This is a genomic window from Brevibacillus sp. B_LB10_24 (assembly GCF_046036945.1).
GTDB lineage: Bacteria > Bacillota > Bacilli > Brevibacillales > Brevibacillaceae > Brevibacillus_C.
Genome location: NZ_JBJQOQ010000039.1, coordinates 1 through 24,026 on the forward strand (window position 1 = coordinate 1; position 24,026 = coordinate 24,026).

The 24,026-nt window shown below is 54.9% G+C and carries 23 protein-coding genes and 3 pseudogenes; 19 read left to right on the top strand and 7 right to left on the bottom strand.

The window, feature by feature from the left end:
* Positions 1-296 precede the first annotated feature (296 nt).
* The 9 genes and pseudogenes from ACI7RC_RS23930 to xylB all read left to right on the top strand — a co-directional run bounded on the left by ACI7RC_RS23930 (position 297) and on the right by xylB (position 8,464).
* Positions 297-755 carry an RrF2 family transcriptional regulator gene (locus ACI7RC_RS23930; RefSeq protein ID WP_019123052.1) on the top strand — a complete coding sequence of 153 codons (459 nt, stop codon included), beginning with the start codon at positions 297-299 and terminating at the stop codon, positions 753-755.
* Positions 730-930 (top strand): YezD family protein, encoded by a 201-nt coding sequence (locus tag ACI7RC_RS23935; protein WP_019123051.1) that lies wholly within the window; start codon positions 730-732, stop codon positions 928-930. The genes ACI7RC_RS23930 and ACI7RC_RS23935 overlap by 26 nt, the downstream gene beginning before the upstream one ends.
* Before the next feature lie 97 nt (positions 931-1,027).
* The gene (locus tag ACI7RC_RS23940; protein ID WP_408110705.1) at positions 1,028-2,092 is read left to right on the top strand and encodes a sulfate ABC transporter substrate-binding protein; all 1,065 of its coding nucleotides are present in this window, start codon (positions 1,028-1,030) and stop codon (positions 2,090-2,092) included.
* Between the two features lie 62 nt (positions 2,093-2,154).
* Positions 2,155-2,991 carry a sulfate ABC transporter permease subunit CysT gene (cysT, locus tag ACI7RC_RS23945; RefSeq protein ID WP_019123049.1) on the top strand — a complete coding sequence of 279 codons (837 nt, stop codon included), beginning with the start codon at positions 2,155-2,157 and terminating at the stop codon, positions 2,989-2,991.
* Between the two features lie 18 nt (positions 2,992-3,009).
* Positions 3,010-3,894 (top strand): sulfate ABC transporter permease subunit CysW, encoded by an 885-nt coding sequence (cysW, locus tag ACI7RC_RS23950; RefSeq protein WP_408110706.1) that lies wholly within the window; start codon positions 3,010-3,012, stop codon positions 3,892-3,894.
* 6 nt (positions 3,895-3,900) lie between these two features.
* Complete coding sequence (locus tag ACI7RC_RS23955) at positions 3,901-4,959, top strand: sulfate/molybdate ABC transporter ATP-binding protein (RefSeq protein WP_408110707.1); 1,059 nt, start codon at positions 3,901-3,903, stop codon at positions 4,957-4,959.
* Between the two features lie 202 nt (positions 4,960-5,161).
* A pseudogene (locus ACI7RC_RS23960) lies at positions 5,162-5,910 on the top strand (SDR family NAD(P)-dependent oxidoreductase).
* Positions 5,907-6,548, top strand: a complete 642-nt coding sequence (locus tag ACI7RC_RS23965; RefSeq protein ID WP_408110708.1) for an aspartate/glutamate racemase family protein — start codon at positions 5,907-5,909, stop codon at positions 6,546-6,548. The pseudogene ACI7RC_RS23960 and the gene ACI7RC_RS23965 overlap by 4 nt, the downstream one beginning before the upstream one ends.
* A gap of 377 nt (positions 6,549-6,925) precedes the next feature.
* A complete protein-coding gene (gene xylB / locus ACI7RC_RS23970; RefSeq protein WP_408110709.1) occupies positions 6,926-8,464 on the top strand; it encodes a xylulokinase in 1,539 nt (512 codons plus the stop codon).
* Positions 8,465-8,516: 52 nt separating this feature from the next.
* Here the strand turns inward: xylB and ACI7RC_RS23975 are convergent, their stop codons facing one another.
* Positions 8,517-9,683, bottom strand: coding sequence for a CapA family protein (locus ACI7RC_RS23975; protein ID WP_408110710.1), 1,167 nt, complete (start codon positions 9,681-9,683; stop codon positions 8,517-8,519).
* A gap of 148 nt (positions 9,684-9,831) precedes the next feature.
* A complete protein-coding gene (locus tag ACI7RC_RS23980) occupies positions 9,832-10,701 on the bottom strand; it encodes a helix-turn-helix domain-containing protein (protein ID WP_019123042.1) in 870 nt (289 codons plus the stop codon).
* A gap of 154 nt (positions 10,702-10,855) precedes the next feature.
* On the opposite strand from ACI7RC_RS23980, the gene def reads away from it, so the two are divergent.
* A complete protein-coding gene (gene def, locus ACI7RC_RS23985; protein WP_019123041.1) occupies positions 10,856-11,380 on the top strand; it encodes a peptide deformylase in 525 nt (174 codons plus the stop codon).
* 97 nt (positions 11,381-11,477) lie between these two features.
* Positions 11,478-13,211, top strand: coding sequence for a cis-3-hydroxy-L-proline dehydratase (gene lhpI / locus ACI7RC_RS23990; protein ID WP_408110711.1), 1,734 nt, complete (start codon positions 11,478-11,480; stop codon positions 13,209-13,211).
* A 71-nt stretch (positions 13,212-13,282) separates the two neighbouring features.
* Here the strand turns inward: lhpI and ACI7RC_RS23995 are convergent.
* Both ACI7RC_RS23995 and ACI7RC_RS24000 read right to left on the bottom strand, forming a co-directional pair.
* Positions 13,283-14,044, bottom strand: a pseudogene (locus ACI7RC_RS23995) (arginase family protein).
* Between the two features lie 131 nt (positions 14,045-14,175).
* On the bottom strand, positions 14,176-15,408 hold the full coding sequence (locus ACI7RC_RS24000; RefSeq protein WP_408110712.1) for a hypothetical protein: 1,233 nt from the start codon (positions 15,406-15,408) through the stop codon (positions 14,176-14,178).
* A 231-nt stretch (positions 15,409-15,639) separates the two neighbouring features.
* Here ACI7RC_RS24000 and ACI7RC_RS24005 point away from each other — a divergent pair, with 231 nt between their 5' ends.
* The 6 genes and pseudogenes from ACI7RC_RS24005 to ACI7RC_RS24030 all read left to right on the top strand — a co-directional run bounded on the left by ACI7RC_RS24005 (position 15,640) and on the right by ACI7RC_RS24030 (position 18,940).
* A complete protein-coding gene (locus ACI7RC_RS24005; RefSeq protein ID WP_408110739.1) occupies positions 15,640-15,807 on the top strand; it encodes a helix-turn-helix domain-containing protein in 168 nt (55 codons plus the stop codon).
* Positions 15,808-16,176: pseudogene (locus ACI7RC_RS24010) on the top strand (M20/M25/M40 family metallo-hydrolase); the annotation flags it as partial.
* A 124-nt stretch (positions 16,177-16,300) separates the two neighbouring features.
* Positions 16,301-17,554, top strand: coding sequence for an MFS transporter (locus ACI7RC_RS24015; RefSeq protein WP_408110713.1), 1,254 nt, complete (start codon positions 16,301-16,303; stop codon positions 17,552-17,554).
* A 124-nt stretch (positions 17,555-17,678) separates the two neighbouring features.
* Positions 17,679-17,963 carry a metal-sensitive transcriptional regulator gene (locus ACI7RC_RS24020; RefSeq protein WP_035287618.1) on the top strand — a complete coding sequence of 95 codons (285 nt, stop codon included), beginning with the start codon at positions 17,679-17,681 and terminating at the stop codon, positions 17,961-17,963.
* 33 nt (positions 17,964-17,996) lie between these two features.
* Positions 17,997-18,383, top strand: a complete 387-nt coding sequence (locus tag ACI7RC_RS24025) for a rhodanese-like domain-containing protein (protein WP_408110714.1) — start codon at positions 17,997-17,999, stop codon at positions 18,381-18,383.
* The gene (locus ACI7RC_RS24030; protein ID WP_408110715.1) at positions 18,359-18,940 is read left to right on the top strand and encodes a Uma2 family endonuclease; all 582 of its coding nucleotides are present in this window, start codon (positions 18,359-18,361) and stop codon (positions 18,938-18,940) included. The genes ACI7RC_RS24025 and ACI7RC_RS24030 overlap by 25 nt, the downstream gene beginning before the upstream one ends.
* Before the next feature lie 128 nt (positions 18,941-19,068).
* Here the strand turns inward: ACI7RC_RS24030 and ACI7RC_RS24035 are convergent, their stop codons facing one another.
* The 3 genes from ACI7RC_RS24035 to ACI7RC_RS24045 form a co-directional block, all read right to left on the bottom strand.
* Positions 19,069-19,398 carry a DUF3870 domain-containing protein gene (locus ACI7RC_RS24035; RefSeq protein WP_408110716.1) on the bottom strand — a complete coding sequence of 110 codons (330 nt, stop codon included), beginning with the start codon at positions 19,396-19,398 and terminating at the stop codon, positions 19,069-19,071.
* Positions 19,399-19,471: 73 nt separating this feature from the next.
* Complete coding sequence (locus ACI7RC_RS24040) at positions 19,472-20,665, bottom strand: acyl-CoA dehydrogenase family protein (RefSeq protein ID WP_026074567.1); 1,194 nt, start codon at positions 20,663-20,665, stop codon at positions 19,472-19,474.
* A gap of 18 nt (positions 20,666-20,683) precedes the next feature.
* Complete coding sequence (locus ACI7RC_RS24045; RefSeq protein ID WP_408110717.1) at positions 20,684-21,871, bottom strand: CaiB/BaiF CoA transferase family protein; 1,188 nt, start codon at positions 21,869-21,871, stop codon at positions 20,684-20,686.
* A 418-nt stretch (positions 21,872-22,289) separates the two neighbouring features.
* Between ACI7RC_RS24045 and ACI7RC_RS24050 the strand changes: the two genes are divergently transcribed.
* Together ACI7RC_RS24050 and ACI7RC_RS24055 are read left to right on the top strand one after the other, a co-directional pair.
* Entirely contained in the window at positions 22,290-22,955 is a 666-nt protein-coding gene (locus tag ACI7RC_RS24050; protein WP_019123029.1) for a GntR family transcriptional regulator, read from the top strand.
* Positions 22,952-23,992, top strand: a complete 1,041-nt coding sequence (locus ACI7RC_RS24055; protein WP_019123028.1) for a DctP family TRAP transporter solute-binding subunit — start codon at positions 22,952-22,954, stop codon at positions 23,990-23,992. Before ACI7RC_RS24050 ends, ACI7RC_RS24055 begins: the two co-directional genes overlap by 4 nt.
* Positions 23,993-24,026: the final 34 nt, after the last annotated feature.

Sequence of the window (24,026 nt, forward strand, 5' to 3'; positions counted from 1 at the left end):
AGAGATTGGAAATCCTTGTTAGATAATTGGTCAGTCGTAGTTTTTAAACCGGCAGCAGGGGAAGAAAAGACAGCTCGGCAGCGGGAACAAAATTGGAGTGGTTGAATATCTTGGGGTTAGACCGGAGGGCAAATGCTGATGTTCCCGCAGAAGACACGCAAAGAGGCAAGTTTGGAAAATAGAAATAATTCATACTTGACACGTAGGAATAGTCGGCATTAAACTCATCCTTATAACACCTAACGTGCAAATGTCGACTAATACACTCAACATTATCGAGATTGGGGGGAGCTTGCGTGAAAGTGTCGAGCAGAGGCGAATACGCCTTGCGTGCTCTCTTGGTGTTGGGCCAAAGCGGCAGCAGAATCCTTTCTGTCGGGGAAGTGGCCGAGAAGACGCTCGTGCCGGTCAGTTACCTCGAACAAATCCTGCTCCAGCTCAAAGTACTCGGGTATGTGAAAAGCAAGCGGGGCGTTCAGGGCGGATATGCCCTGCTGCTGCCGCCGGAGCAAATCAACATCGGCGAAGTGATCCGCAAGCTGGAAGGGCCGTTGGCACCGATGAGCTGTGCCAGCGTCACCGCCTATGAACCCTGTCAGCTCGAGGCGGACTGTCTGTTAAAGCCGCTCTGGACGCTGGTGCGGGACACGGTTGCCCACGTGCTTGACCAGACCTCGTTGGCCGATTTGTTGGAGCAAAGAATCCGTTTGAAGGATGGAGGGGATTACTATGTCACAGTCCGATCAAACCCTTGATGAAGAGTCGCTCGGCCGGATTGTCCGCGCCCTTCAGGGACTGGAGTACGGGTCCGTCCAAATTGTCGTACACGACTCGAAAATCACGCAGATCGAGAGAACGGAAAAACATCGCTTTCCGCTGGAAAAAACCAGCTCCGTCTACAGTCACGACAGCAAGCCGAAAAGAAAATAACCAGCCGATCGGTCTACCGAAGGCCCCCCGCAAGTCCTGTCAAAACGAAAGCGGCAGGACAGGGGGCCTTTTATTATTTTCAAAGGAGAGAGGAACCATGTTGGTCAGAACATCTTGGCTGAAGCTTGCCCTGACAGGCGGATTGCTTGTAGGGCTTGCAGGCTGCCAAAACGCAGGGGGCCCGGCTCCGGGCGGCGAGCAGACGGCTTCCGCCCAAGGGGGGAAGGCAGCCGTTGAGATTTTGAACGTATCGTACGACCCGACACGCGAGCTGTATCAGGATGTGAACAACCGTTTTGCCGCTTACTGGGAGCAGAAGACGGGCCAACCTGTCACGGTGAAACAGTCGCACGGCGGGTCGGGCAAACAGGCCCGCTCTGTGATCGACGGGTTGGAGGCGGATGTGGTGACGCTGGCGCTCGCTTACGACATCGACGCCATCGCCGAAAAAGGGCTGCTTCCGCAGGATTGGCAGCAGCGCCTGGAATACAACAGCTCACCGTATACTTCGACGATTGTCTTTCTCGTGCGGAAAGGAAATCCCAAGGGCATCCGGGACTGGGATGACCTGATCAGACCGGGCGTGTCCGTCATCACCCCCAACCCCAAATCCTCCGGCGGGGCAAGGTGGAACTACCTGGCGGCCTGGGGATACGCCCTGGAGAAAAACGGCGGAGACGAGGCAAAGGCGAAAGAATTTGTAACCCAGCTGTACAAGAACGTGCCAGTGCTGGATTCGGGCGCGCGCGGCTCGACTACGACGTTTGTCGAAAGAGGCATCGGCGATGTGCTGATCGCCTGGGAAAACGAAGCGTTCCTGGCGGTAAACGAGCTTGGCCAAGACAAGTTTGAAATCGTCGCCCCGTCGCTCAGCATCCTGGCCGAACCGCCTGTCTCCGTCGTCGATACGTTCGCGGACAAACACGGTACGCGAGAGGTGGCCGAAGCTTATCTGAAGTTCCTGTACACGGAAGAAGGGCAGGAGCTGGCGGCGAAACACTACTACCGGCCGCGGTCGGAGACGGTGGCGAAGAAGTACGAAAGCCAGTTTCCGGCACTGAAGTTGTTTACGATCGACGAAGTGTTCGGTGGGTGGAAAAACGCTCACCAGGTCCACTTTGCCGACGGCGGCGTGTTTGACCAGATCTACCAGCCGCACTAGCCTGCTAGCGCAGTGCGATCCTTCCGGGCCGACTCTTGAAAGATGCGAAAGGAGTGTCCATCATGGCAAAGCGTATCAAGCCGCGCGGCATCCTGCCCGGCTTCGGATTGACGATGGGCTATACGCTTGTCTATCTCTGCTTGATCGTATTCATTCCCCTGTCCCTGCTGTTTCTCAAGGCCGCCAGCCTGAGCCCGGGCCAGTGGTGGGAGATCATCTCGAACCCTCGCGTACTTGCCGCTTTCCGCCTCAGCTTTGCCGCCGCCCTGCTGGCTGGCGTGATCAATACGGTGTTCGGCCTGCTGGTCGGCTGGGTGCTGACGCGTTATTCCTTTCCCGGGAAACGACTGGTAGACGGGTTGGTCGATCTGCCGTTTGCCCTGCCGACAGCGGTCGCCGGCATCGTCCTGACGGCGGTCTATGCACCGGGCGGCTGGATTGGCCGGTATCTTGAGGCGCTTGGGGTTCAGGTCGCGTTTGCCCCGATCGGGGTGGTCGTCGCCTTGACTTTTATCGGCATCCCGTTCGTCGTCAGGACTGTCCAACCGGTGCTGTTGGACCTGGAGAAGCAGGTCGAGGAAGTCTCCGCCACGCTTGGTGCCAACCGCTGGCAGACGTTTCGGCGGGTCATCTTTCCGCAGCTGCTGCCGGCGCTGATCACCGGCTTTGCGCTCGCTTTTGCCCGCGGCCTGGGGGAGTACGGCTCGGTGGTCTTCATCTCCGGAAATATGCCGATGAGCACGGAAATCGTGCCGCTTTTGATCATGACCAAGCTGGAACAGTACGACTACGCCGGGGCGACCGCGATCGCGGCGGTCATGCTGATCGCGTCGTTTCTCATGCTGCTGGTGATCAATTTCTTGCAGTGGCGAAGCAATAAATTACACAGGTTGGGCTAAAAGGAGGTGCCTCTTGTCATGTCGGATGATTACGCTGTCGTCCCGATCAGGCGGACTGCTTCCGCCACCGCCGAGCCTGCCGCGGTCAGATGGCTCCTGATTGGCGCTGCCATCGCGTTTCTCGCCCTGTTTTTATTCGTCCCGCTCATCGCCGTCTTCGCCGAAGCCTTCCAAAAAGGCTGGGCTTCCTACGTATCCGCCCTGCGGGAGCCGGATGCCTGGGCCGCGATCAAGCTGACGCTGCTCACTGCCGGGATCGCCGTTCCGCTGAATACCGCATTCGGAGTGGCCGCGGCCTGGGTCATCGCGAAGTACCGGTTTCGCGGCAAGAATCTGCTGATTACGCTGATCGACCTGCCGTTTGCCGTCTCTCCGGTGATTTCGGGACTTGTCTTCGTGCTGCTGTTTGGCTCCCAGGGGGTGCTCGGACCCTGGCTTGCGCAGTACGATTTCAAAATCATCTTTGCTGTACCGGGGATCGTGCTCGCCACCCTGTTCGTGACCTTTCCGTTTGTTGCCCGCGAGCTCATCCCGGTGATGCAGGCGCTGGGCAGCGAGGAGGAAGAAGCGGCCATGTCGCTGGGTGCAAGGGGCTGGCAGACCTTTTTCCGGGTGACACTGCCGAATGTCAAATGGGGCCTGCTCTACGGGATCATCTTGTGCAACGCCCGGGCGATGGGCGAGTTTGGCGCGGTGTCGGTCGTGTCCGGCCACATTCGCGGGTTGACGAATACGGTGCCGCTGCACGTGGAAATTCTCTACAACGAGTACAATTTTACCGCCGCCTTTGCCGCGGCGTCACTGCTGGCCGTGCTGGCGCTGGTCACCCTGGCCGCGAAAAGCCTGGTGGAGTGGAAAGCAGCCAGAAACGAATCAACTTACAATCCGGCGGGAGGAGAGTAACAGACGATGAGTATTCAGGTTTTCAACATCAGCAAGTCGTTCGCCAAAAACGCCATCCTGCACGACCTCACTTTGGAGATTCCGACCGGTGAGCTGGTCGCCCTGCTCGGGCCGTCCGGTTCCGGCAAAACTACGCTGCTGCGGCTGATCGCCGGCCTGGAAGCGGCGGACGCCGGGCGCATTGTGCTGGACGGCCAGGATGTGACCGGGCTTGGCGTCCGCGAACGGCAGATCGGTTTTGTGTTTCAACACTACGCGTTGTTTCGCCATATGAACGTCTACAACAACATCGCCTTTGGCCTGCAGGTCCGCCCGCGAAGGCAGCGCCTTGGCAAACGGGAAATCGGGCAAAGAGTAGAGGAGCTGCTCAGCCTTGTGCAGTTGGAGGGGCTGGCGGAGCGGTATCCGGCCCAGCTTTCGGGCGGACAGCGCCAGCGGGTCGCATTGGCGAGGGCGCTGGCGATCCAGCCGAAATTTTTGCTGCTGGACGAACCGTTCGGGGCGCTGGATGCCAAAGTCAGACAGGAGCTGCGCCGCTGGTTGAGGCAGCTGCACCACAACCTGGAGATCACCAGTCTGTTCGTAACCCACGACCAGGAGGAGGCGCTGGAGGTGGCAGACCGGATTGTGATCGTCAATGAGGGGCGGATCGAGCAAATCGGCACGCCCCGCGAAGTCTACCATTCTCCCTCCAATTCGTTTGTCTACCGCTTTCTCGGCCGGGCCAACCGCTTCGATGAACCGCTTGGCGGAGCGGGGCTGATCGATCCCGCAGAGCCAGGGGTCAGCTACATCCGGCCCCATGAACTGGAAGTGTCCCGGCAGCGAATCGGGGTGAACTGCCTGCAGGCGACTGTCCAGCACGTGTACGCAGTGGGGCCGATCGTCCGGCTCGACCTGAAAAAAACGGGTACAGATCTGTTTTTTGAAGTGGAATTGACGGACGAACGCTACCGGGAGCTGCAGGTACAGACGAATGAGACTGTATACGTCCGACCGCGGGAGGCGAAGGGATTCCCTGCGGAAAAAGCGCTGGTCAGCGCTGGTTCCCATATATCGGGATAATAGGTTTCGCGGCAGAGCCCTACGACGCAGAACGGAAATCGGGAGGGCGGCCGCAAAACGGATATTAAATTCAGACTATTGTAAATTATCTCTCCAAAATATACACTTTCATTAGGCAAAGGTCACGGTACCTGGCGAGAGCGGGTTGTTGCTGCCGCTTTAGCCATCGGGCTAAGTTGACAGGTGAAAGTGGGGATAGACTATGGAGATTCAAGCTGGGGACATATCTCTTGGGCTGCAAGGCCGCAGAGCTTTAGTCGTGGGGGCTGGGGGGATCGGCGAGGTTTGTGCCCGGGAATTGCTGCGCCAAGGAGCAAAGCTGGCCATCGCAGATATCAATCAAGACAGGTTGGATTCGCTTCCATTCAAGGAAGAAACATTTGCGTTGCAATGCGATATAACTGATCCCGCTAAATGTCGCCATCTGGTGGAAAAGGCGTACCACAAACTTGGAGGTCTCGATATCCTGATCCATCTGGCAGGCGCAAGCCGATCAGTGAATTTAGCGATGCCGAGTGGCAGGACATTATTGACGTCAATTTGTCCAGCGCATTTGCCCTTGGGCAAGCAGCCGGTGCATGGATGGGGAAACAAGGCTATGGCCGAATCGTTTTCTTTTCATCCGTCTCCGGAAATCTGGCCCACAAGCATCATGGACCATACGCAGCAAGCAAGGGGGGAATCAATCAGTTGATGAGAGTCATGGCGCATGAATGGGCCGACAGGGGGATTACCGTCAATGCCATCGCTCCTGGATATATCGAAACTCCTTTGACAAAGGATTACCTGGATCAGGCAAATACCCGCGAGAAGTTAAGTAAACTGGTTCCTTACGGCAGACTCGGGTCAGTTGAAGAGGTAGTCGGGCCTACCTTGTTCCTTTGTTCAGACTTGGCCAAATTTATTACCGGACATGTCCTTTATGTTGACGGAGGGAGAACGCTGGTATGAAAATCGCCTGCATTCACGCGACGACAACGGCGGTTGCGCCGATTGAGAATGCCTTCCGCGAAGCAGCGGCTGACGTCGAACTGCTTCATTTGATGGACACGGGATTGCTTGCTTTGATGGAGGAAAAGGGAGAGCTTACGCCGGATATCATTCGCCGGTTTTCCTTGCTGCTTAACTTGGCTGCAGAGTCGCGGGTGGATTGCATTCAGCTTACTTGTTCAGCTTTCAACAATGTGACGGCTGTCCTGCAACCACTTTACAGCGCGAAAATATTTCGTTCAGACGAGGCGATGCTCGATGAGGCGCTGTCTTATGAACGGATTGGTTTGGTCTCTACTGTGAGAGAAACTCCAATTGCCTTACTCAGCTACTTAAACGAAAAGAAACCTGATGTTCAGGTTGAATCGCTGGTGGAGCCGGGGCTGATTTACCTGCTCTTTCAGGGCAAGAAAGAAGAACATGACGAGCGGGTTCGCAAAATGGTTCATCAATTAGACGGGAAAGTGGATGTCATCGTCCTTTCTCAGTACAGTATGGAGCATCTCGCAGAGCAGCTTCAACCTTCTGTTCCCCTCTTAACGGCACCGAAAGCTTCAGTGAGAAGGTGCATGGCTTACTTGCAGCAACTGTCTAAATGAAATCTTGCATTTTTTAAAGGCAAGAGATATAATAATTTAATTGACTTAGCAAAATCTGTCCTTTTCACATATAAGCAATTCGTTTTTCATAGTTTTTGAGCCCAATTCACACTGGCGCGGTCTTCGGAGCCGCAAGGATGAAAGAGAGGCAGGGCTTTCATTGTTTTCGGTTTTCAAGAGCTTTATCGATTGTTTTAAAAGGCAATTTTGATTTTGTGCTAGATAGGTCATGCCAAAAGCGGGAGGAGCTGATCCTTCTGCTTTTTTAGTTGGTTGAAAAATCCCAATTACGTTCTCCACTTCCGTAGACCCAAGTGATATGATAGATGCATAAATTGCGAAAATTACGAAAACAAACGAGAGAGGTATGCAGACAGATGGGGTACTTATTGGGGATTGACGTCGGAACCTCCGGCGTGAAAACGTGTTTATTTCATCTCGACGGTCTGCTGGCTGCTGCAGCAAGTGCAGATTATCCACTGATGCAGCCGAAGCCGGGATGGGCGGAACAGCATCCGGATGACTGGTGGCAGGCAGTAAAGACTACCATCCAGGAGATCATGGGGAGAACGGGAATCCAGGCGACAGAAATTGCGGGAATCGGCCTCTCTGGTCAAATGCACGGTCTGGTGCTGCTTGATCAAGCGGGAAAAGTGCTGCGCCCTGCCATCATCTGGTGCGATCAGCGGACCCAACCGGAAGCAGAGTGGATGCGAAAAAAGCTGGGGCAAGAAGAGATCATTCGCTTGACAGCAAATCCGCCCCTGCCCAATTTTACGGCAACGAAATTGCTTTGGGTGAGGAAGCATGAGCCCCATCTCTATGAGAAGGTGGCAAAAGTACTGCTGCCCAAGGATTATATCCGCTACAAACTGACCGGAGAATTTGCCACCGAAGTCTCGGACGCTTCGGGAACGCTGTTGTTGGACGTTGCCGCCCGAAGGTGGTCCCGGGAAATGGCTCAATCCTTGGAGATCCGTCTGGAGTGGCTGCCCCGCGTTTACGAGTCGTATGAGATATCGGGCCGTATCAGCGGTATAGCGGCACAGGAGACAGGTTTGGCTGCAGGAATACCGGTTGCCGGCGGGGGCGGAGATCAGGCGGCGGGCGCCGTTGGCAATGGAATTGTCAAGAGCGGTATTGTCTCCGGTTCACTTGGCACATCAGGGGTGGTCTTCGCTTATACGGACGAGATTGTCACTGATGCGCAAGGGAGATTGCACAGTTTCTGCCATGCCGTTCCGGGCAAGTGGCATGTGATGGGGGTAACGCAAGCAGCGGGCGGCTCGCTTCAGTGGTTCCGCAACCAATTTGGCGCTTTGGAAACAAGCGTTGCGCCTTTTCTGCAGAAGGATCCCTACGAGTTCTTCTCCGAAGAGGCAAACCTTGCGCCGGCAGGAAGCGAAGGATTGCTGTTCCTTCCTTATTTAATGGGGGAACGTACGCCGCATTTGGATCCGGCTGCCAAAGGAGCCTTTGTCGGTATTACCGCACGCCATCAAAGGCAGCATTTTATTCGGGCGGTAATGGAAGGCGTAGCCTACAGTTTGCTGGACAGCATGGGATTGATGCGGGAACTCGGCATCGAGATTTCGCATCTGCGGGCGTCCGGGGGCGGTGCGCGCAGCCGGGTATGGCGACAAATTATGGCTGATATCTTTAACTGTGAAGTCCGAACGGTCGAAGCCAATGAAGGCCCCGCGTTCGGAGCGGCTCTGCTCGCAGGGGTCGGAACAGGTGTCTTCAACAGCGTAGAAGAAGCTTGCGCGGCTGCAATCCGCACGGCAGATCAACTGCACCCGGTCCCCGCCCACGTATCGGTCTACCAATACTACTACCCGGTCTACCGCAAGCTGTACGGCGATTTGAAAGAGAGTTTTGGACTTTTGCACGCACTTGTGGGGAAAGGCGAATAAACAAAACAGGGCCGATGCATTCACCGCATCTGCCCTGTTTTTTGCTGGCAGCTTACTGCTTCTCCCGCACGCTTCCGTCCGGCTCGATGCGGACGTTCGTCGATATCGATTCGATGCGCTGCAGCAGCGCGGCCCCATCCTGCTCGTTCATCGGCACCGCCCGGCCGAGCTCAGCGTAGTAGGGCAGCATCTTCAGCTCGCATGCTCCCGCATTCGTGCACTTCGCTTGCAGCACCATCGTCTCCCACGTCTTTGGCACCGTGGCGCGGGTGAAAATAAAATTGCCCAAACTGTACGCAATCCATTTATTCTTGTAAGATTCAAATCCTTGCAGTACATGCGGGTGTCCGCCGACGATGAGATCGGCGCCGGCATCGATATAGGCGCGGGCCAACTCCTTCTGATAATCGACCGGAAAATCGACCCGTTCCTTGCCCCAGTGCGCGATGACGATGACGAGGTCCGCCTGTTCTTTGGCCCCGCGAATCGCTTGTACGGCGCGCGCCGGGTCGTAAGTGGCAGCAACGCCGGGCTTGTTTTTGCCTGCGTACCAGCTGACCTCCGGAACGATGCGGCTGAACCCGAGGAAAGCCAGCTTGATGCCGCCTCGTTCCACGTATACGGGTGCGTACGCCCGGTCGATATCGGCACCGGCGCCGACGTATTCGATCTCGTTCTCTTGAAGCACGGCAAACGTGTCCAGCAAGCCTTCCACACCTTGGTCCATGGAGTGGTTGTTCGCCAGGTTGACGAGATCGACGCCCGCCGCTTTCAGGGCCGGGATCGCTTCCGGCGGCGATTTGTACACGAAATCCTTGTCTTGGGCGGGCACCCCGCGTTTGGTCACAGGTGTTTCCAGGTTGGCGACCGTATAGTCATCCTGCCCGAGCAGCGAGCTCACATGGGTATATGGATAGTCGTAGCCGTTTTCTTTCAGCATCCGTTCTACATGTCCGGAAAAGATCACGTCCCCGACGAAGGTCAAGTTGACTGCAGGATCTTCGCTGTCCGGTTCAGCTGTATGCTTTGCGGGCTGCCCGCTATCGTCCGGCTGAAATAGACGAGCAATGGCGGTAAACGCATCCTGAGCTTGGAGCAAAAAGCCCGCGGTCAAGAGAACCGCACCCAGCAGCATAATTTGCGGCAGCAGGTACGAACTCCGTCTGCGCCGCCTCCGTTTCCGCTCCAGTTTTACCCGTTCCGTTCTGGTCTGATTCATGGCTCTCCCCCATTTTGCTCTTGCTTCCATTTTACCAGAAAAGACGTCTGCCGGTTACCCGTTCATTCGGTTGAGGCGGGTACTATCGTCCGGACACTTGTTCATAAAATGTACGACAGGGCAGATGCCAAACGAGGCACCTGCCCTTTTAAAAGGTCAGCTGGTTGAGAAAAGCCTTTGGCGTGCAGCCGACGATCCGCTTAAAGTGGCGGGAAAAGTGGCTCTGGTCGGCAAACCCTGTCAGGGCCGCGATCTCGCTGAGCGAATGCTTGCCGCGGATTAGGTAATCCTTGGCCCGCTGGACTCTGAGGTGAATCAGATACTGGTGCGGGGAAAAACCCGTTGACCGCTTGAACAAACGAACGAGATGGGGCGGCGATACATTGGCGGCCTGCGCCAGCTCCGAGAGGGAGATATCCCGGTCCAGATGGGCGTTCATGTAGTCGAATACATCGGCAAACTGGAAATGGGTCAGATGCTCCGGCGCCAAAACCTGTTTGGGACTATTCTCCGCATAATGGCGCAGCAAATGAATCGCCAGGATGTTTGCAAGCGAATCTGCGAACTGTGCACCGCCCGGATTTCCGTGAAGTTCGTCTGCCAACCAGGAGCCTATCTGCAGCAGTTTGGGGTCGCGAAACCGGATTTCCTGGGAAAGCTTCTCGGAGCCGGCAGGAAAACTCCCGGATTGAGCGGCTGTCTGTCGCAAAAAATCAGGGGTGAGTTCCAACCACATAAAGGAAAAGGTGTCCTCCGGGCAAAAGGTAAACGCTGTTCCGGCTGGAAGCAGGTAGGTGTCCCCGGACTTGACCCAGCCCGTGCAGCGCTGACTGCCGTCCTGTTCCGTCACTCGCACCGGAGCGGGGCTTTTATGGATCAGAATGCGGTGCTTGCCGGCGGCCGGGCAGCAGAGCTTTTGCGGGGGGACGCCGTTGTATACGGAGAAATCGAGGTGGCTCCAGCCGAGATGTTTGCTGTTCATCACCATTTCTGCCTGACTGACCATCAAATCGCCCATCGTCTCTGCCTCCCTTGCGCTTTTATTTCCCATATCCGGCCAAAAAAGAGGCGCATTTTGTTCAAAAGGAAGCGCCGTTCGTTCAATCGATTGCTCCTCTCTGCATTATATACTCATACATGAAAGTGATGAAATACAAGAGGTGACCTATGCGATGGCAGAACGAACCATCCGTCAGCTGGGAGACCCGGTTCTCCGAAGGGTTTGCAAACCGATTTCCGAAATCACGCCCAACGTGAATAAATTGCTTGACGATCTGGTCGACACGCTGTATGCGGCACCGGATCGGGCCGGATTGGCAGCGCCGCAGGTGGGCATCCCCAAAAGGATAGCGGTGCTGGACGTGGGAGACGGGCTGATCGAGTTGATCAATCCGGTCATTGTGAAGCAGAAAGGCTCCCAAACCGGAGCGGAGGCCTGTCTCTCGATCCCCGGAGCTGCCGGGATCGTCAAAAGGGCAGAGTACGTTGCGGTCAAAACGCTGAACCGGGCAGGCGAGGAAATCATGATCGAAGGAAAAGGGTCTCTTGCCGTATGCCTGCAGCACGAGATCGACCATCTGGACGGGATTTTGTATATTGACCACGTCAAACCAGGAGATCTCTTCCATCAGCAGACAAGGCAGCCGATCGATGTCTTGAAGATGATCCAAATCTCCAGGTCTGGCCGGAATCCCTGACTCTGGCGAAAATCTGCCGTGCGGAAAAGGATTTTCCCGAAATACGTGGAAGTGTGATGCATGACAGAATTTTCAAAAACGGGGAGGGTGTGGAGCCGTGGAGCAGGCAAGCTTTGGCATCGCGGAAGAAACCTGTCGTGCACATCGAATTGTGGTCAGTGGCGAAGGGGAGGGAGCCGTACTGGCGACCACCGTGCCGCTAAGCTTTTGGGGAGGACTTAACCCGCATACAGGCGAGATCGTCGACGGCCACCACCCGCTATGCGGCTCCCATGTGTCCGGACGAGTGCTGGTCATGCCGCTCGGGCGCGGCTCCAGCAGTGCGAGCGGGGTTTTGCTGGAGGCGATTGTCAATGAGCGGGCTCCCAGTGCCATTCTGCTGTCGAAGGTGGATGAAATCATTGCCCTGGGGGCGATCGCAGCCCAAGAGATTTTTGCCAGGCACATCCCGCTGCTGGTCCTCGATGCCGATACCTTCGAAAAAGCTCTAAGGGCCGCGTATGCCAAGGTAAAAGCCGATGGCAGCGTGATCCTGCAGCAGCAATCCCTGTCTTCAGCGGATATGATGGGCGACTTGCAGCTGTCAGAGCGCGATCGAAGCTTGCTGGCCGGAGCTGAAGGCCCGGCGCGGCAAACAGCAATGCGAATCCTCGTCAGAATGGCCGAACTGCAAGGGGCGCCGTGTTTTCTTGACATCCAAAAGGCACATATCGACGGCTGCATCTACACCGGGGAAGCAAGCCTGCACTTTGCGGAATTACTGGCCGATCTTGGGGGGCAGGTATGCGTGCCGACGACGATGAATGCGATTTCCATCGATCAAAGGCGCTGGAGAGAGCTTGGCGTCGACCCGGACTGGGCGGCGATGGCCGATCGGCTGGCCCAGGCGTACGTCCGGATGGGGGCAAAACCGACATTTACCTGCGCTCCCTACCAACTGCCAGGCAGCCCCGTTTTTGGCGAACAGATCGCCTGGGCGGAATCCAATGCCGTGGTATTCGCCAACAGCGTTTTGGGTGCCAGAACCAATCGCTACGGGGATTTGATGGATATCTGCGCGGCACTGACCGGCCGGGTACCGTACGCCGGATACCATTTGGATGAAAATCGCCGGGGAACCGTCCTGGTAGAACTGCCCGACCTCGGCCCGGTCGATTCATCGTTTTATCCTGTACTCGGCTATCTCATCGGGGGCCGGGTCGATACGGGTGTGCCGGTCATCGCCGGGCTGACCGGCAAGCCTACCCCGGACGATCTGAAAATGCTCGGCGCGGCGGCCGCCACATCCGGGGCCGTCGCTCTGTTTCACGTCGTCGGAGTAACGCCAGAGGCTGCTTCGCTGGAAGAGGCGTTTGGCGGAGCTGAGCCGCAAGAGGTGTGGAAGGTCACCCGTGACGAGCTTGCCGATGCTTGGCGGCGATTATCGACCGCCCGCTCCGGGCAGATTGAGCTGGTCGCCCTGGGCAATCCGCATTTTTCCTCGGACGAGTTTCGCCAGTTGGCCGAACTGACGAAAAACAAGCGAAAACACAGCGATGTCGAAGTCCTGATCACGACGAGCCGACACGTCCATGAGGAAGCGATGAGGTCCAGTGCGGCAGAGGAGATTGAGCGCTTTGGCGCACGGGTGATTACCGACACCTGCTTCTGCATGCTTCAAGCGCCGGTCATTCCTGAACAGGCCCGGACGTTGATGACAAACTCCGCCAAATACGCCCATTATGCGCCGGGACTGGTAGGCCGCGATATTTACTTCGCAAGTTTGGCTGATTGCGTCCAGTCAGCCGTCGCCGGACAACCTGTCATCTCGCAGCCTTCCTGGCTGGCCTGAATTGACAAACAGCAAAGCTCCCTGTCGCGGTCGGACAGGGAGCTTTGCCTGCTTTCTGCTCGGCTCGGTTTTTAATAGGATCCCCGGATCTGTTTCTTTTTTCGCCAGTTGTGACCCCAGCACTCCGTCAAAATCTTTCTCGCTGCAAATACGGCGATATGCACGTGATCCAATTTGGGAGCTACTTCGACGACATCAAAGCCGATGACCGGAAGTTCAAACAACCCGTAGAGCAAATCCAGCAATTCCCGGCTGTCCAAGCCGCCAAATTGAGGCGTGCCTGTCCCCGGGGCGTAGGCGGGGTCGAGCGAGTCGATGTCAACCGTAATGTAGATGTGATCAAACTAGTCCATTTTTTCCTTGATGGCAGCCAGGGTTTTGGCGACGCCATTGCGGCGGACGTCCATAGCCCCGATGATGTTCATCTTATGCTGGCGGATAAACTCCAGCTCTTCCAATTCGGCCGAGCGGATGCCGACAAAAAAGATGCTTTCCGTGTCGCTGACGTGTTTGAGTTCCAGCGCCCTTCTTTCGGTAGAGCCGTGGGAGAGAGGATCGCCGCCCATCTCGTTACACAAATCGAAGCGGGCGTCGATGTGGATAATCCCGAACGGTTTTTCGACAGCCCGGTCGATCCCTTTTATATTTTCCCATCTTTCCGTTGTCGGGTGGATGGTATAGGTTATCTGGCGGATGGCCCGCGGTCCCTGCGCGGCTCCGGAGCGAAAGCTTACGCCTCCATCGTTAGGAATTCCGAATACAGCGACATCGGCATCTTCAAGCGCAATGCCGGGACGATTCAGGCCTGCCCAGATCGAACTCTCGCGGATCATATCTTCTACCCGTTTCACGTAAGCATCCCTCAGGTGAATGAATATTTCCTATTTACAGGCAGCTTCTGTCCGTGCTGCGTAAAACCCTTTTTTTGCGGGAGGATATGCATGCTTGCGGGATCCCGTTTTGCTTATTTTATATTTTTAAATACGCTGCGGATCACCTCAAGGGAGTCTTCAGCCCTGGTAAGCCGATAGGCCTTGCGTATCGCTTGATGGGCGGCTTGCAGCGTTTTTTCGCTTTTGCTTTTGCGATATTCCGTCACATAACCCTTGAAGCGCGGATCCTCGATCACATCTTCTTTCCAATTGTAGAGCCGGGGTTTCAGGAGCTCTGTTCTGACTTCACTGATCAGCGACAGTACATTCTTTTGCAAGAAAGCGATCAGTTCTTTTTCGGCCTTGTCTTTCGCCTGCAAAAATGCCTTGTCGCCAGTGTTAATGGAGGGGGAGTTGACCATTTTATAGTAAGGCTGACCGTTGATGCGCAGGAACCAGTTTACATCGGACTGGCTGTAGTCCGGCTTTTCGTGTAAATCAAACTGATAATATTGCCATCCTTCCCCGGTCCAGCGGCTGGGGAAGAAGAGGTAGAGGAAATCGAAGAGACTTGCCCTCTCTAAATCGACGAAGTTTTCGCCATAGGATAATACCCTCCCCTTTTCGTCCAACTGATACCCGGGCAGGCCTACCTCGACAGCCCAGCGCAAAGCGATATCATCCGTATTGGCAACCGCCTTTCGCTTCTGGTAAGGAACCTCGTTTTGAAACATGCGATACAGGACATGAGCGACCAGCGTCTTGGTCAGCTCCGCTTCCGGATCTTCCGCCTCCTCTTTTAAAACAAACCCCTGATCGATGAGTGCCTGGATCCGCGCTTCGGCTTCAATATCGATGCGCTTTCTCATCGCTTCTCTTTTCTTCCCTTCGTCGGCAATCGAAGCGATCTGTTCTTCGAGTCCTTTTGGATCATACCCTTCCGGGTAGTGCGGAGAAAGCACGCCGATAAAGTGGAAGAGTGCCAGGAAAAAGGAGCGTTTCGAGTTTTCGTGATAATAGACGACGGCAGGTCTCGTATAGACGCTTTCCCCATAAATATCTTCCAAATTGTATGTCAGCTGATTTTTTTGGAATTCCTCCGCCGGGATTGCATTTTTTGCTTTGATCGTCGCTTTTGTCGCCTGTGCCAGCCCGTACCATTGCAGGTAAACATACTCCTGGTAATCGTATCTGTCCGGTGCCTTGTAGGAAACTTTGCTGTTTATGCTGGCCGTTTTGGCAGAAGCGGGATATCCTTGCAGGACGGTCAAGGTGATCAGCAGGGACAATGCAAGGAGAACCATTTGGTAACCCGTTTTCTTCACCGCATTCCCTCCTCGTCTTTCTCTTATCATGGTAGACGTAGCCATTCGGAAAACGTTGCGGGTCAAAGTGGCCCCAACGTTTTTTTGTGCAGCCTGACCCCCTTAGGCGAGATTTGTATTGAAAAATAAGAATTGACTGAATATAATATAAATTAACATAAAGAAAGGTACATTGTACCGATTATAGGTACAATCTCGGTCTAGAGGTGATGCTTCCTGATTTTAAAAACTCTGGACAGCGCTCTTGAATTGCTGAAAAGCTTTACACGGGAAAATCCCGTATGGGGCGTTCGCGAACTTTCCAAAGAATTGGGGATGAGCCACTCTGTCGTTTACCGGATCCTTGCCACATTTGAAAAGCAGGGTTTCCTGGTTAAAGATGAGCAAACCAAGAAATAGCAAATCGTCCAAGGTGTGACGGCCGCTCACGGCGCCGGCTACGAGTTCAAGTACCGAAACGGCTATCGTCCCGTCTACAACGACGAAGAAATCACCCGGAAGCTGGAGGAGGTCGCGCGCGAGGAATTTGGCGACGAGGCCGTGGTCCACCTGAAACCAAGCATGGGCGGCGAGGATTTTTCCGCCTTTCTGCAGAAGGCGCCCGGCTCGTTCTTTAATATCGGGGCCGGGAATCGGGAAAAAGGGATCGTGTATCCCCACCACCATCCGCGTTTTGACCTGGATGAGGATTCGTTTGAAATTGCCGTCAGGATGTTCGTGAAATCAGCGTTGAAGCTGCTCGATGTTCGCGTGGACAACAGGCGGTAAACGGCAGGTCATGTGCCCTCTCAGATGTGAGAGGGTGCTTCTCTTTTTTCTGTGGTTCCGATGGGATTGTGCTATAATAAGTCAATCAATTAAGAATATTCAGCTGCAAGGGAGTAGAGAGACCATGAGATCCCGACGTATCGGAAAATGGTATTTTGGCTGGAATATTGTCGTTGTATCCTCGATTATTACGTTGTTGACGGTGGGGACGCGGCTGGGAATCGGGCCGTTTTTGAAGCCGATGGCAGAGGATTTGCAGATCAGCCGCACCATGCTGTCTGCCATTGTGGCTGTCAGCATGCTGGTATACGGGATCGGCATGCCTGTGGCGGGGAGGCTGCTCGAGTACTTCAGCACCCGCTCCGTGCTGCTGATGGGAGTGGGCATGGTGGCTGTATCGATTGTCTGGACCGTGGTGACGAATGATCCCGTCAACTTCCTGCTGGCTTACGGGATCCTGCTTTCACTGGGGCTATCCTTTACCAGCCCGGTCGTGTTGACGCCTGTTACCAGCCGTTGGTTTACGCGCCGGCGCGGCCAGGCGCTGTTCTATCTCGCGACCGGATCGATGGCCGGGATCGCGGTGATGACGCCGCTGTTTACCTTGATGATCCAGATGACAAATTGGCGGCAGACCCTTCTTTGGCTGGCAATCCTGTTCGTCGCGATGATCGTGCCTGCGGCGGTCTTTGTGATCCGCGATCAGCCGCCGGCGGGGACGGATGAAGGGACCGAGCAGGGGGAGCCTGGCCCGAGCCGGCCGCCGATGGCGGAAAGAGCACTTTACACCTGGACGGAAGCGTTAAAAACCCGCCCGTTTTGGCAGATTTGCATCGGGCTGTTTGCCTGCGGGTTCAGCATGAATTTATTGGGATCGCATGGCGTGCCGATGCTGACAGACCACGGTTTTGCGGAGGTTTCGGCCTCGTTTGGCATCGGGTTGATCGGGATCGTCGCCATGTTCAGCACCGTTTTGCTGGGCGTCATCTCCGACCGGATTCCCCGAAAAAACATGCTTTCCTTAATCTATCTGATTCGCGGACTGGGCTTCCTCTCGTTGGTGCTGGTCATGACCAATTGGCAGCTCTTTCTCGTCTCGGCGATTGGCGGATTCGTCTGGGCAGGCAGCACTGCACTCTCATCCGCCATCCTGGGCGATTTATACGGCGTCCGCCATTTGGGGGTATTATACGGCCTGGGGTACTTTGGCCACCAGATCGGCGGAGCGCTGGGCTCTTTTCTGGGCGGGTGGGGGTTTGAAACGTTTGGGACACACCTGTACGCCTTCGGGACGGCCGCGGCTGTACTGGTGCTGGCCAGCGTCGTTTCCTTCCGGCTGCCCCTGCGACTGGAATGGAAGCGGGCTGTCGAAGCCTGACTGACTCATCCGCTGAATAAAAACCGACGACAGGCTGTTGACGTATTCAGTCAACAGCCTGTTGGCTTGCAGCAGCTTGCCTGTTGCTGCCCCGGCGGATAAGGTATAATATACGTATACAGGTATGGTCACACAAGAGAGGTGTTGGGAAGTGTACACGGAGGAAGTCAAAAACCGCCTGAAGCGGCTGGAGGGCCAGGTACGAGGGATTCTCCGCATGATGGAGGAAGAAAAACACTGCAAAGAGGTCGTCAGCCAATTGGCTGCGGTCCGCAATGCGGCAGATCGAGCGATCGCGACGATTGTAGCGGCCAACCTGGAGAAATGCATCGTCGAAGAGCGAGATGCAGGCGGAGATACGAGCAAACTGGTAAAAGAAGCGATCGAGCTTTTGGTAAAAAGCAGATAAATACAGTTTATTGCGCAATGGAGGTGGGAACAGGTGGAACCGACAACGGTTGTCTACATGATCGTCTATGTATTTTTAGCCATCCTGCTGTTTCGGATTTTGGCGCCGATCAAGGGCTTGAAAAAACTGACCCCGGTCGAATTTATCCAGCAGACGAAAGCAAGTCCGAACAAAATGGTGATCGACGTCCGCGAGCCGCACGAGTACAAGAGCGGCCATCTTGAGGGAGCGGTCAATATTCCCGTCTCCAAGCTGAAGTCGCAGCTCGGCGGGGTTCCCAAGGAGACGCGCATTTTCCTGTACTGCCGCAGCGGCATGCGCAGCAGGACGGCGGGCCGCATCTTTCTCAAGAACGGCTTCGCCGAGGTTGCGCACCTGCATGGCGGGATCCTCGGATGGGAAGGCAAGATTGTGAAGTGAAGCGGCAGTATAGTTATCAGGATTATTTGCATTGGTCAAATGAAGAGCGCTTCGAACTCATTGATGGTGTACCGTATAATATGTCACCGTCCCCTTCGAGAAAACACCAGCAAATCTTGGGAGAGTTGGTAACTGAGTTTACCTCTTACCTGCGTGGGAAACCTTGCGGGGCGTATGTTGCGCCGTTTGATGTCAGGCTTTTCGCTGAGGGAAAGACAGACGACGAGATTCTGAATGTCGTACAGCCTGATATCAGTGTGATTTGCGATCCAAATAAACTGGATGACAAAGGATGTAAGGGGAGTCCCGACCTCATTATTGAAATTCTCTCACCATCGACAGGTAAAATAGATCGTTGGGTGAAATATAAGCTGTATGAACGGGCAGGAGTTAAAGAGTACTGGCTTGTTGAACCAACCAACAGTACAATTGAGGTTTTCATCTTGAATCAGGATGGGCATTTTGAATTGAACGGGGTTTTTGGAAAAGAGGACAAAGTAACAGTTGGCCTTTTTGATCACCTCATCATTGATTTGGAAATCATCTTCAAGGAATAAAAATGTTCGAATGAACCTTTTCATGCGCTTGGGAAGGTTTAGCAGGACTTTTTCGGATAAGATTCAAGTTTCCATAAGCAGCGTTAAAACAGGTGGGGCTAAAATCCCCACCTGTTTTCCTTAAACACTCATTTCGCTTTCGCCACATGAAGCTGTTCGTACTGCTGGTGCAAATCCTTCAGCGCCGCGGCCAGGGCGTTCGCCGCCTTTCCGCGGTAATGCACCTGCAGATGTCCAATCAGTTCATCCACCCCGTCTTGCAGGCAGAACCCCTTCAGGATCCTTCCGACGAAATCCCGGCCGTGTTCCGTCGCCAACGTGCATGAAGCATCGACAATAACGCCGTATTTCTTGTCAACTTCAACCGTGATCGTCAGGGAGTCAAAGATGCTTTTCGCCGCCATTCCCTGAGGAAGCCTGGCGTGGCCGGCGATGAAATACGTATTGAGAGACGCCATCGCGCTATCCCCCCTGCCATGGTTTGTTGACAAGAATATATCGAAGAACGGCTGATACGTCAATTCAAAATGTTCACTCTTCAAACGGCCAGGCGGGCAGCATCTTGCGCAGCGGTTTATCCACCCGGTAGCCGAGAGCGTATTCTCCTTGCATGATCGTGTGGATCTCCCGGGTGCCCTCGTAGATGACCGGCGCCTTGGCGTTGCGCAGGAAGCGTTCGACCGGGTACTCGTTGGAGTAGCCGTACGCGCCGTGGATTTGGACGGCGTCATTGGCCGCTTCGAAGGCGGCATCACAGGCGTACCACTTCGCCAGAGAGGTTTCCCTGGTGTTGCGCTTGCCCTGATTTTTCAGCCATCCGGCCCGGTAGACCAGCAGTCGGGAGATCTCCAGATTGGCCGTCATTTTGGCGATCATCTGCTGAACCAATTGGTGTTTGCCGATCTCCTTGCCAAACGTCTTCCGCTCGTGGCAGTACTTCAGGCTCGCCTCCAGGCTGGCGTTGATCAGGCCGCAAGCGCCCGCGCCGACGGTGAATCGGCCGTTGTCCAGCGCCGACATGGCGATTTTAAAACCTTCGCCCTCTTCGCCCAGCCGATTTTCTGCCGGTACACGGACGTCTTCGAGAAAGACCTCGCCGGTGTTTCCGGCGCGGATCCCCAGCTTGCCCTTGATCGCTTTGGTCGTAACGCCGGGGAAAGTGCGCTCCACGATAAAGCAGCTAATGCCGTGATGCCCCTTCTCTTTGTCTGTTTTGGCAAAGATCAGGAAGTTGTCGGCCACGTCGCACAGGGAGATCCAGGTCTTGGAGCCGTTCAGAATGTATTCGCTGCCTTCGCGCCTGGCTGTTGTCTGCATGGCGGCCACATCGGAACCGGCGTTCGGCTCGGTCAAGCCAAAAGCGGCCACTTTTTGCCCGCGCGCCTGGGGAACCAGGTACTTTTCCTTTTGAAATTCGTCTCCCCACTGCAGGATCGTCATGCTGTTCAATCCGGTATGAACGGACACCGCTGTGCGAAACGCCGTATCGCCCCTCTCCAGCTCTTCGCAGACGATGGCCAGCGTATTGTAGTCCATGCCGGAGCCGCCGTACTTTTCCGGAATGCATACGCCCATCAGGTCCAGCTCGGCCAGCCGTTTTAAAATCGACGTTTCAAAGTGGCCTTTGGCGTCCCACTCTTGAATATGCGGGTTGATTTCCCGGTCTACGAAGGTGCGGACCATCTTCCGGACGGCTTCTTGTTCTTCCGTCAGAGCAAAATTCATCATTGGAACATTCCTCCCTTATATCGCTTTTTCTTGTTTCATCGCTTCGATTTCTTGCCTGGAGTAACCCATCTCAGACAAAATCTCCTCGGTGTGCTCTCCGTAGAGCGGCGGATGCCGCCTCATGTCCACCGGGGTTCTGGACAGCTTGAGCGGGCTTCCGACCAACCTGATCGTGCCGGCGGTAGGATGGGCCATTTCGCGCACCATCTCGCGGGCGTGCACCTGCGGGTCGGCAAATACGGCTTCGAGGTCGTTGATCGGCCCGTTGGGGATGCCGGCCTCTTTGAACCGCTGCTGCCATTCGCTTGCCGGTCTGGTCCGCATCGCCTGGCAGATGATCTCCAGAAGCTCTTCCTTGTGTGTCAGGCGGCTCGGGTTGGTGGCGAATTTTTCGTCTGCGGCCAGTTCGGGCAATCCCAGCGCTGCTGCGAATTTTTCAAACTGCTTGTCGTTTCCGACGGCCACCACCATCTCCCGGTCCAGCGTGGGGAAGACTTGATAGGGCACGATGTTGGGATGCTGGTTGCCCAACCGCTGCGGGATGCTGCCGGAGACGAGGTAATTGCTGGCGACGTTGACCAGCGCGGAAATCTGGGAGTCAAACAAGGAGATGTCGATTTGCTGCCCCTCGCCGGAGCGGTCGCGTTCGTGCAGGGCGGCCAAAATTCCGATTGCCGTGTACAGACCGGTCAGGACGTCGGCGATGGCCACCCCGACTTTCAGCGGGCCGGACTGCTGATCGCCGGTGATGCTCATGAGCCCGCTCATCGCCTGGACGATGTAGTCGTATCCCGGTTCGTCCTTGTAAGGGCCGCTCAAGCCAAAGCCCGTGATCGAGGCGAGGATGATCCGGGGATTGCGTTCACGGAGCACATCATATCCCAGCCCCAGCTTATCCAGAGTGCCCGTCTTGAAGTTCTGCACGACGACGTCGGCACCGGCGGCCAGTTTTTTAAAAACCTCTTTTCCCTTGCCCGACTTCAGATTGAGCGTGATGGCCCGTTTGTTCCGGTTTGCGCAGAGGTAGTAGGCACTTTCGCCTCCTGCAAACGGAGGCCCCCATGCGCGGGTGTCATCCTTTGCCGCAGTGCTTTCCACTTTGATGACTTCCGCCCCCAGATCAGCCAAAATCATCGTGCAGAAAGGCCCAGCCAGCACCCTCGATACATCCAGGATCGTGATGCCCTGCAAAGCACCGGTCACAATATTCTCCCTCCTTTTTTGCCCGTGAACATAAAGAAGCCAGCCAAACCACAAAAAATCATTGCAGTTCAACTGGCTTTCGTTCGTGGAATGTCTTCCGGTAAGAAGATCAGACGAAGTGAAGGCAGTATCAGTATCAAGCTGTCGAGCAAAACCGGTTCAGAGTGGCAGAGAGGTTTTGTGCGGCTCTCTGTCCGTGAACCACCTATATTATTTCATTATTCAAAAAAGGTTGTCAATAGGGAGTGAAGGCTGTTTCTCAAGGACGCTTTTCGCCAAAGAAGAACATTTCGATAAAACTATTTTTAGTGAAAAAACAAGCTGTTTTTTTTCTTTACATTTATCTGACTGTTTCTTATACTATAGTAGTATACAGTACCTAGTATCCTGTATACAGGAAAAAGAGAGGGGGGATATGATGCTTAAAAAGCTGGCCCAGCCTGAGACATTGGCAGACCGAGCGTATAAAGAGATAAAAAAGGCGATCCTGCAGAGTCAGTTCTTGCCTGGGGACTTGCTGCCGGAAGAATCTATCGCTTCCATGCTCGGCATTAGTCGAACGCCGCTGCGCAAAGCGGTTACTCGACTGGCCTATGAGGGATTGGTAGAACTTGAGACCGGGAAGATCGCCAGAGTAGCGAGTTTTACATCCCAAGATATGGAGAATTTTCTCAGGCTGCGAGAACTGCTTGAAGGTTTCTCAGCAGAGCAAGCCGTGCCTTTTGTCACCGCTGAATTTATCGATGCGCTGAAACAGAATGCAGAGGCACAAAAGGTGGCGATTGAAAGCAAGGACTTTTACGCCTATATCGAACTGGATGCCCAGTTTCACGTCATGATCGCCGAAATGACGCAAAACGCAAAATTGAAGGACTTTATTGAGCAGATCAACAACCATCTTCACCGGTACCTCATCCTGTCCGGCACTCTGGAAAACAGTGCTGACAAGGCGCTGCTAGAACACCACGAGATCGTCAAGGCCCTTCAAGACCGCGACGTCAGCTTGGCAGGTGCAGCAATGAGAAAACACATAAGGAACGTCGAAATCAGAACAAAACAAGGTTCAGGGGGGAGTCATCCATGAAAAAGTTGTTAGCGATCTTGTGCGCTGCCACGATGATGCTGGTCACCGCCTGCGGCGGCAAGGGCGGCACGGAGGCAGGGGCATCCTCGGGTGCAGATGCAGGCAAATCAGACGGAAAAGAGTACACGCTGCGGATTGCCTATCTCGTTCCGGAAGAGCAATCCACACATATTGCAGCGGTAAAGTTTAAAGAGACGGTCGAAGAAAAATCCCAAGGAAGAATCAAGGTCCAGCTGTATCCGAACGGTTCGCTGTTCCCTTCCGACCGCGAGGCGATTGAGGCTGTCCAGCTCGGAAACGTCGAGATGACCATTCCTGCGGTCGCTCCGCTCGCCGGCTTCAACAAGCAGTTCATGGTGCTGGATTTGCCGTTTTTGTTCAAGACAAAAGAAGCCGCGTACAAAGCGCTTGACGGCGACGTAGGAAAGCAGCTCCTGACAGGTTTGGAGAAAAACGGTTTCAAAGGACTGGTCTTTGCCGAAAACGGCTTCCGCCACATGTCCAACAACAAAGGGCCGATCAACTCCCCAGCCGATCTGAAAGGGCAAAAATTCAGAACGCTGGAAAGCCCGGTTCACACCGCTGCCTTTAACGCATTTGGCGCAAACGCATCGCCATTCGCTTTTGGCGAGCTCTACACTGCTCTCCAGCAAAAGGTGTATGACGCCATGGAGTGCCCGATCTCGCTCTACTACACCAACAAGTTCTACGAGGTGCAAAAGTATCTGACCTTGAGCGGACACGTTTACCAGGCAACGGCTCTGCTGGCAAACCTCGACTGGTACAATTCGCTTCCGGACGATCTGAAAAAGGTCATCGACGACGCGAGCGTGGAGTACCGCGATTACCAAAGACAATTGGCCACCCAGCAAGACGATGAGTTCCTTGGCAAGCTGAAAGAAGCAGGCATGCAGGTCAACGAACTGACGTCAGAGCAGAAGGATGCGTTCATTGAAGCGTCCAAGAGCGTATACGATCAATTTGCCGGCGATATTGGCCAAGACTTGATCGACGCTGCCAGAAAAGCGAACGAATAGTAGCATAATTACAGCCATTCCTTATGTTCTGCCA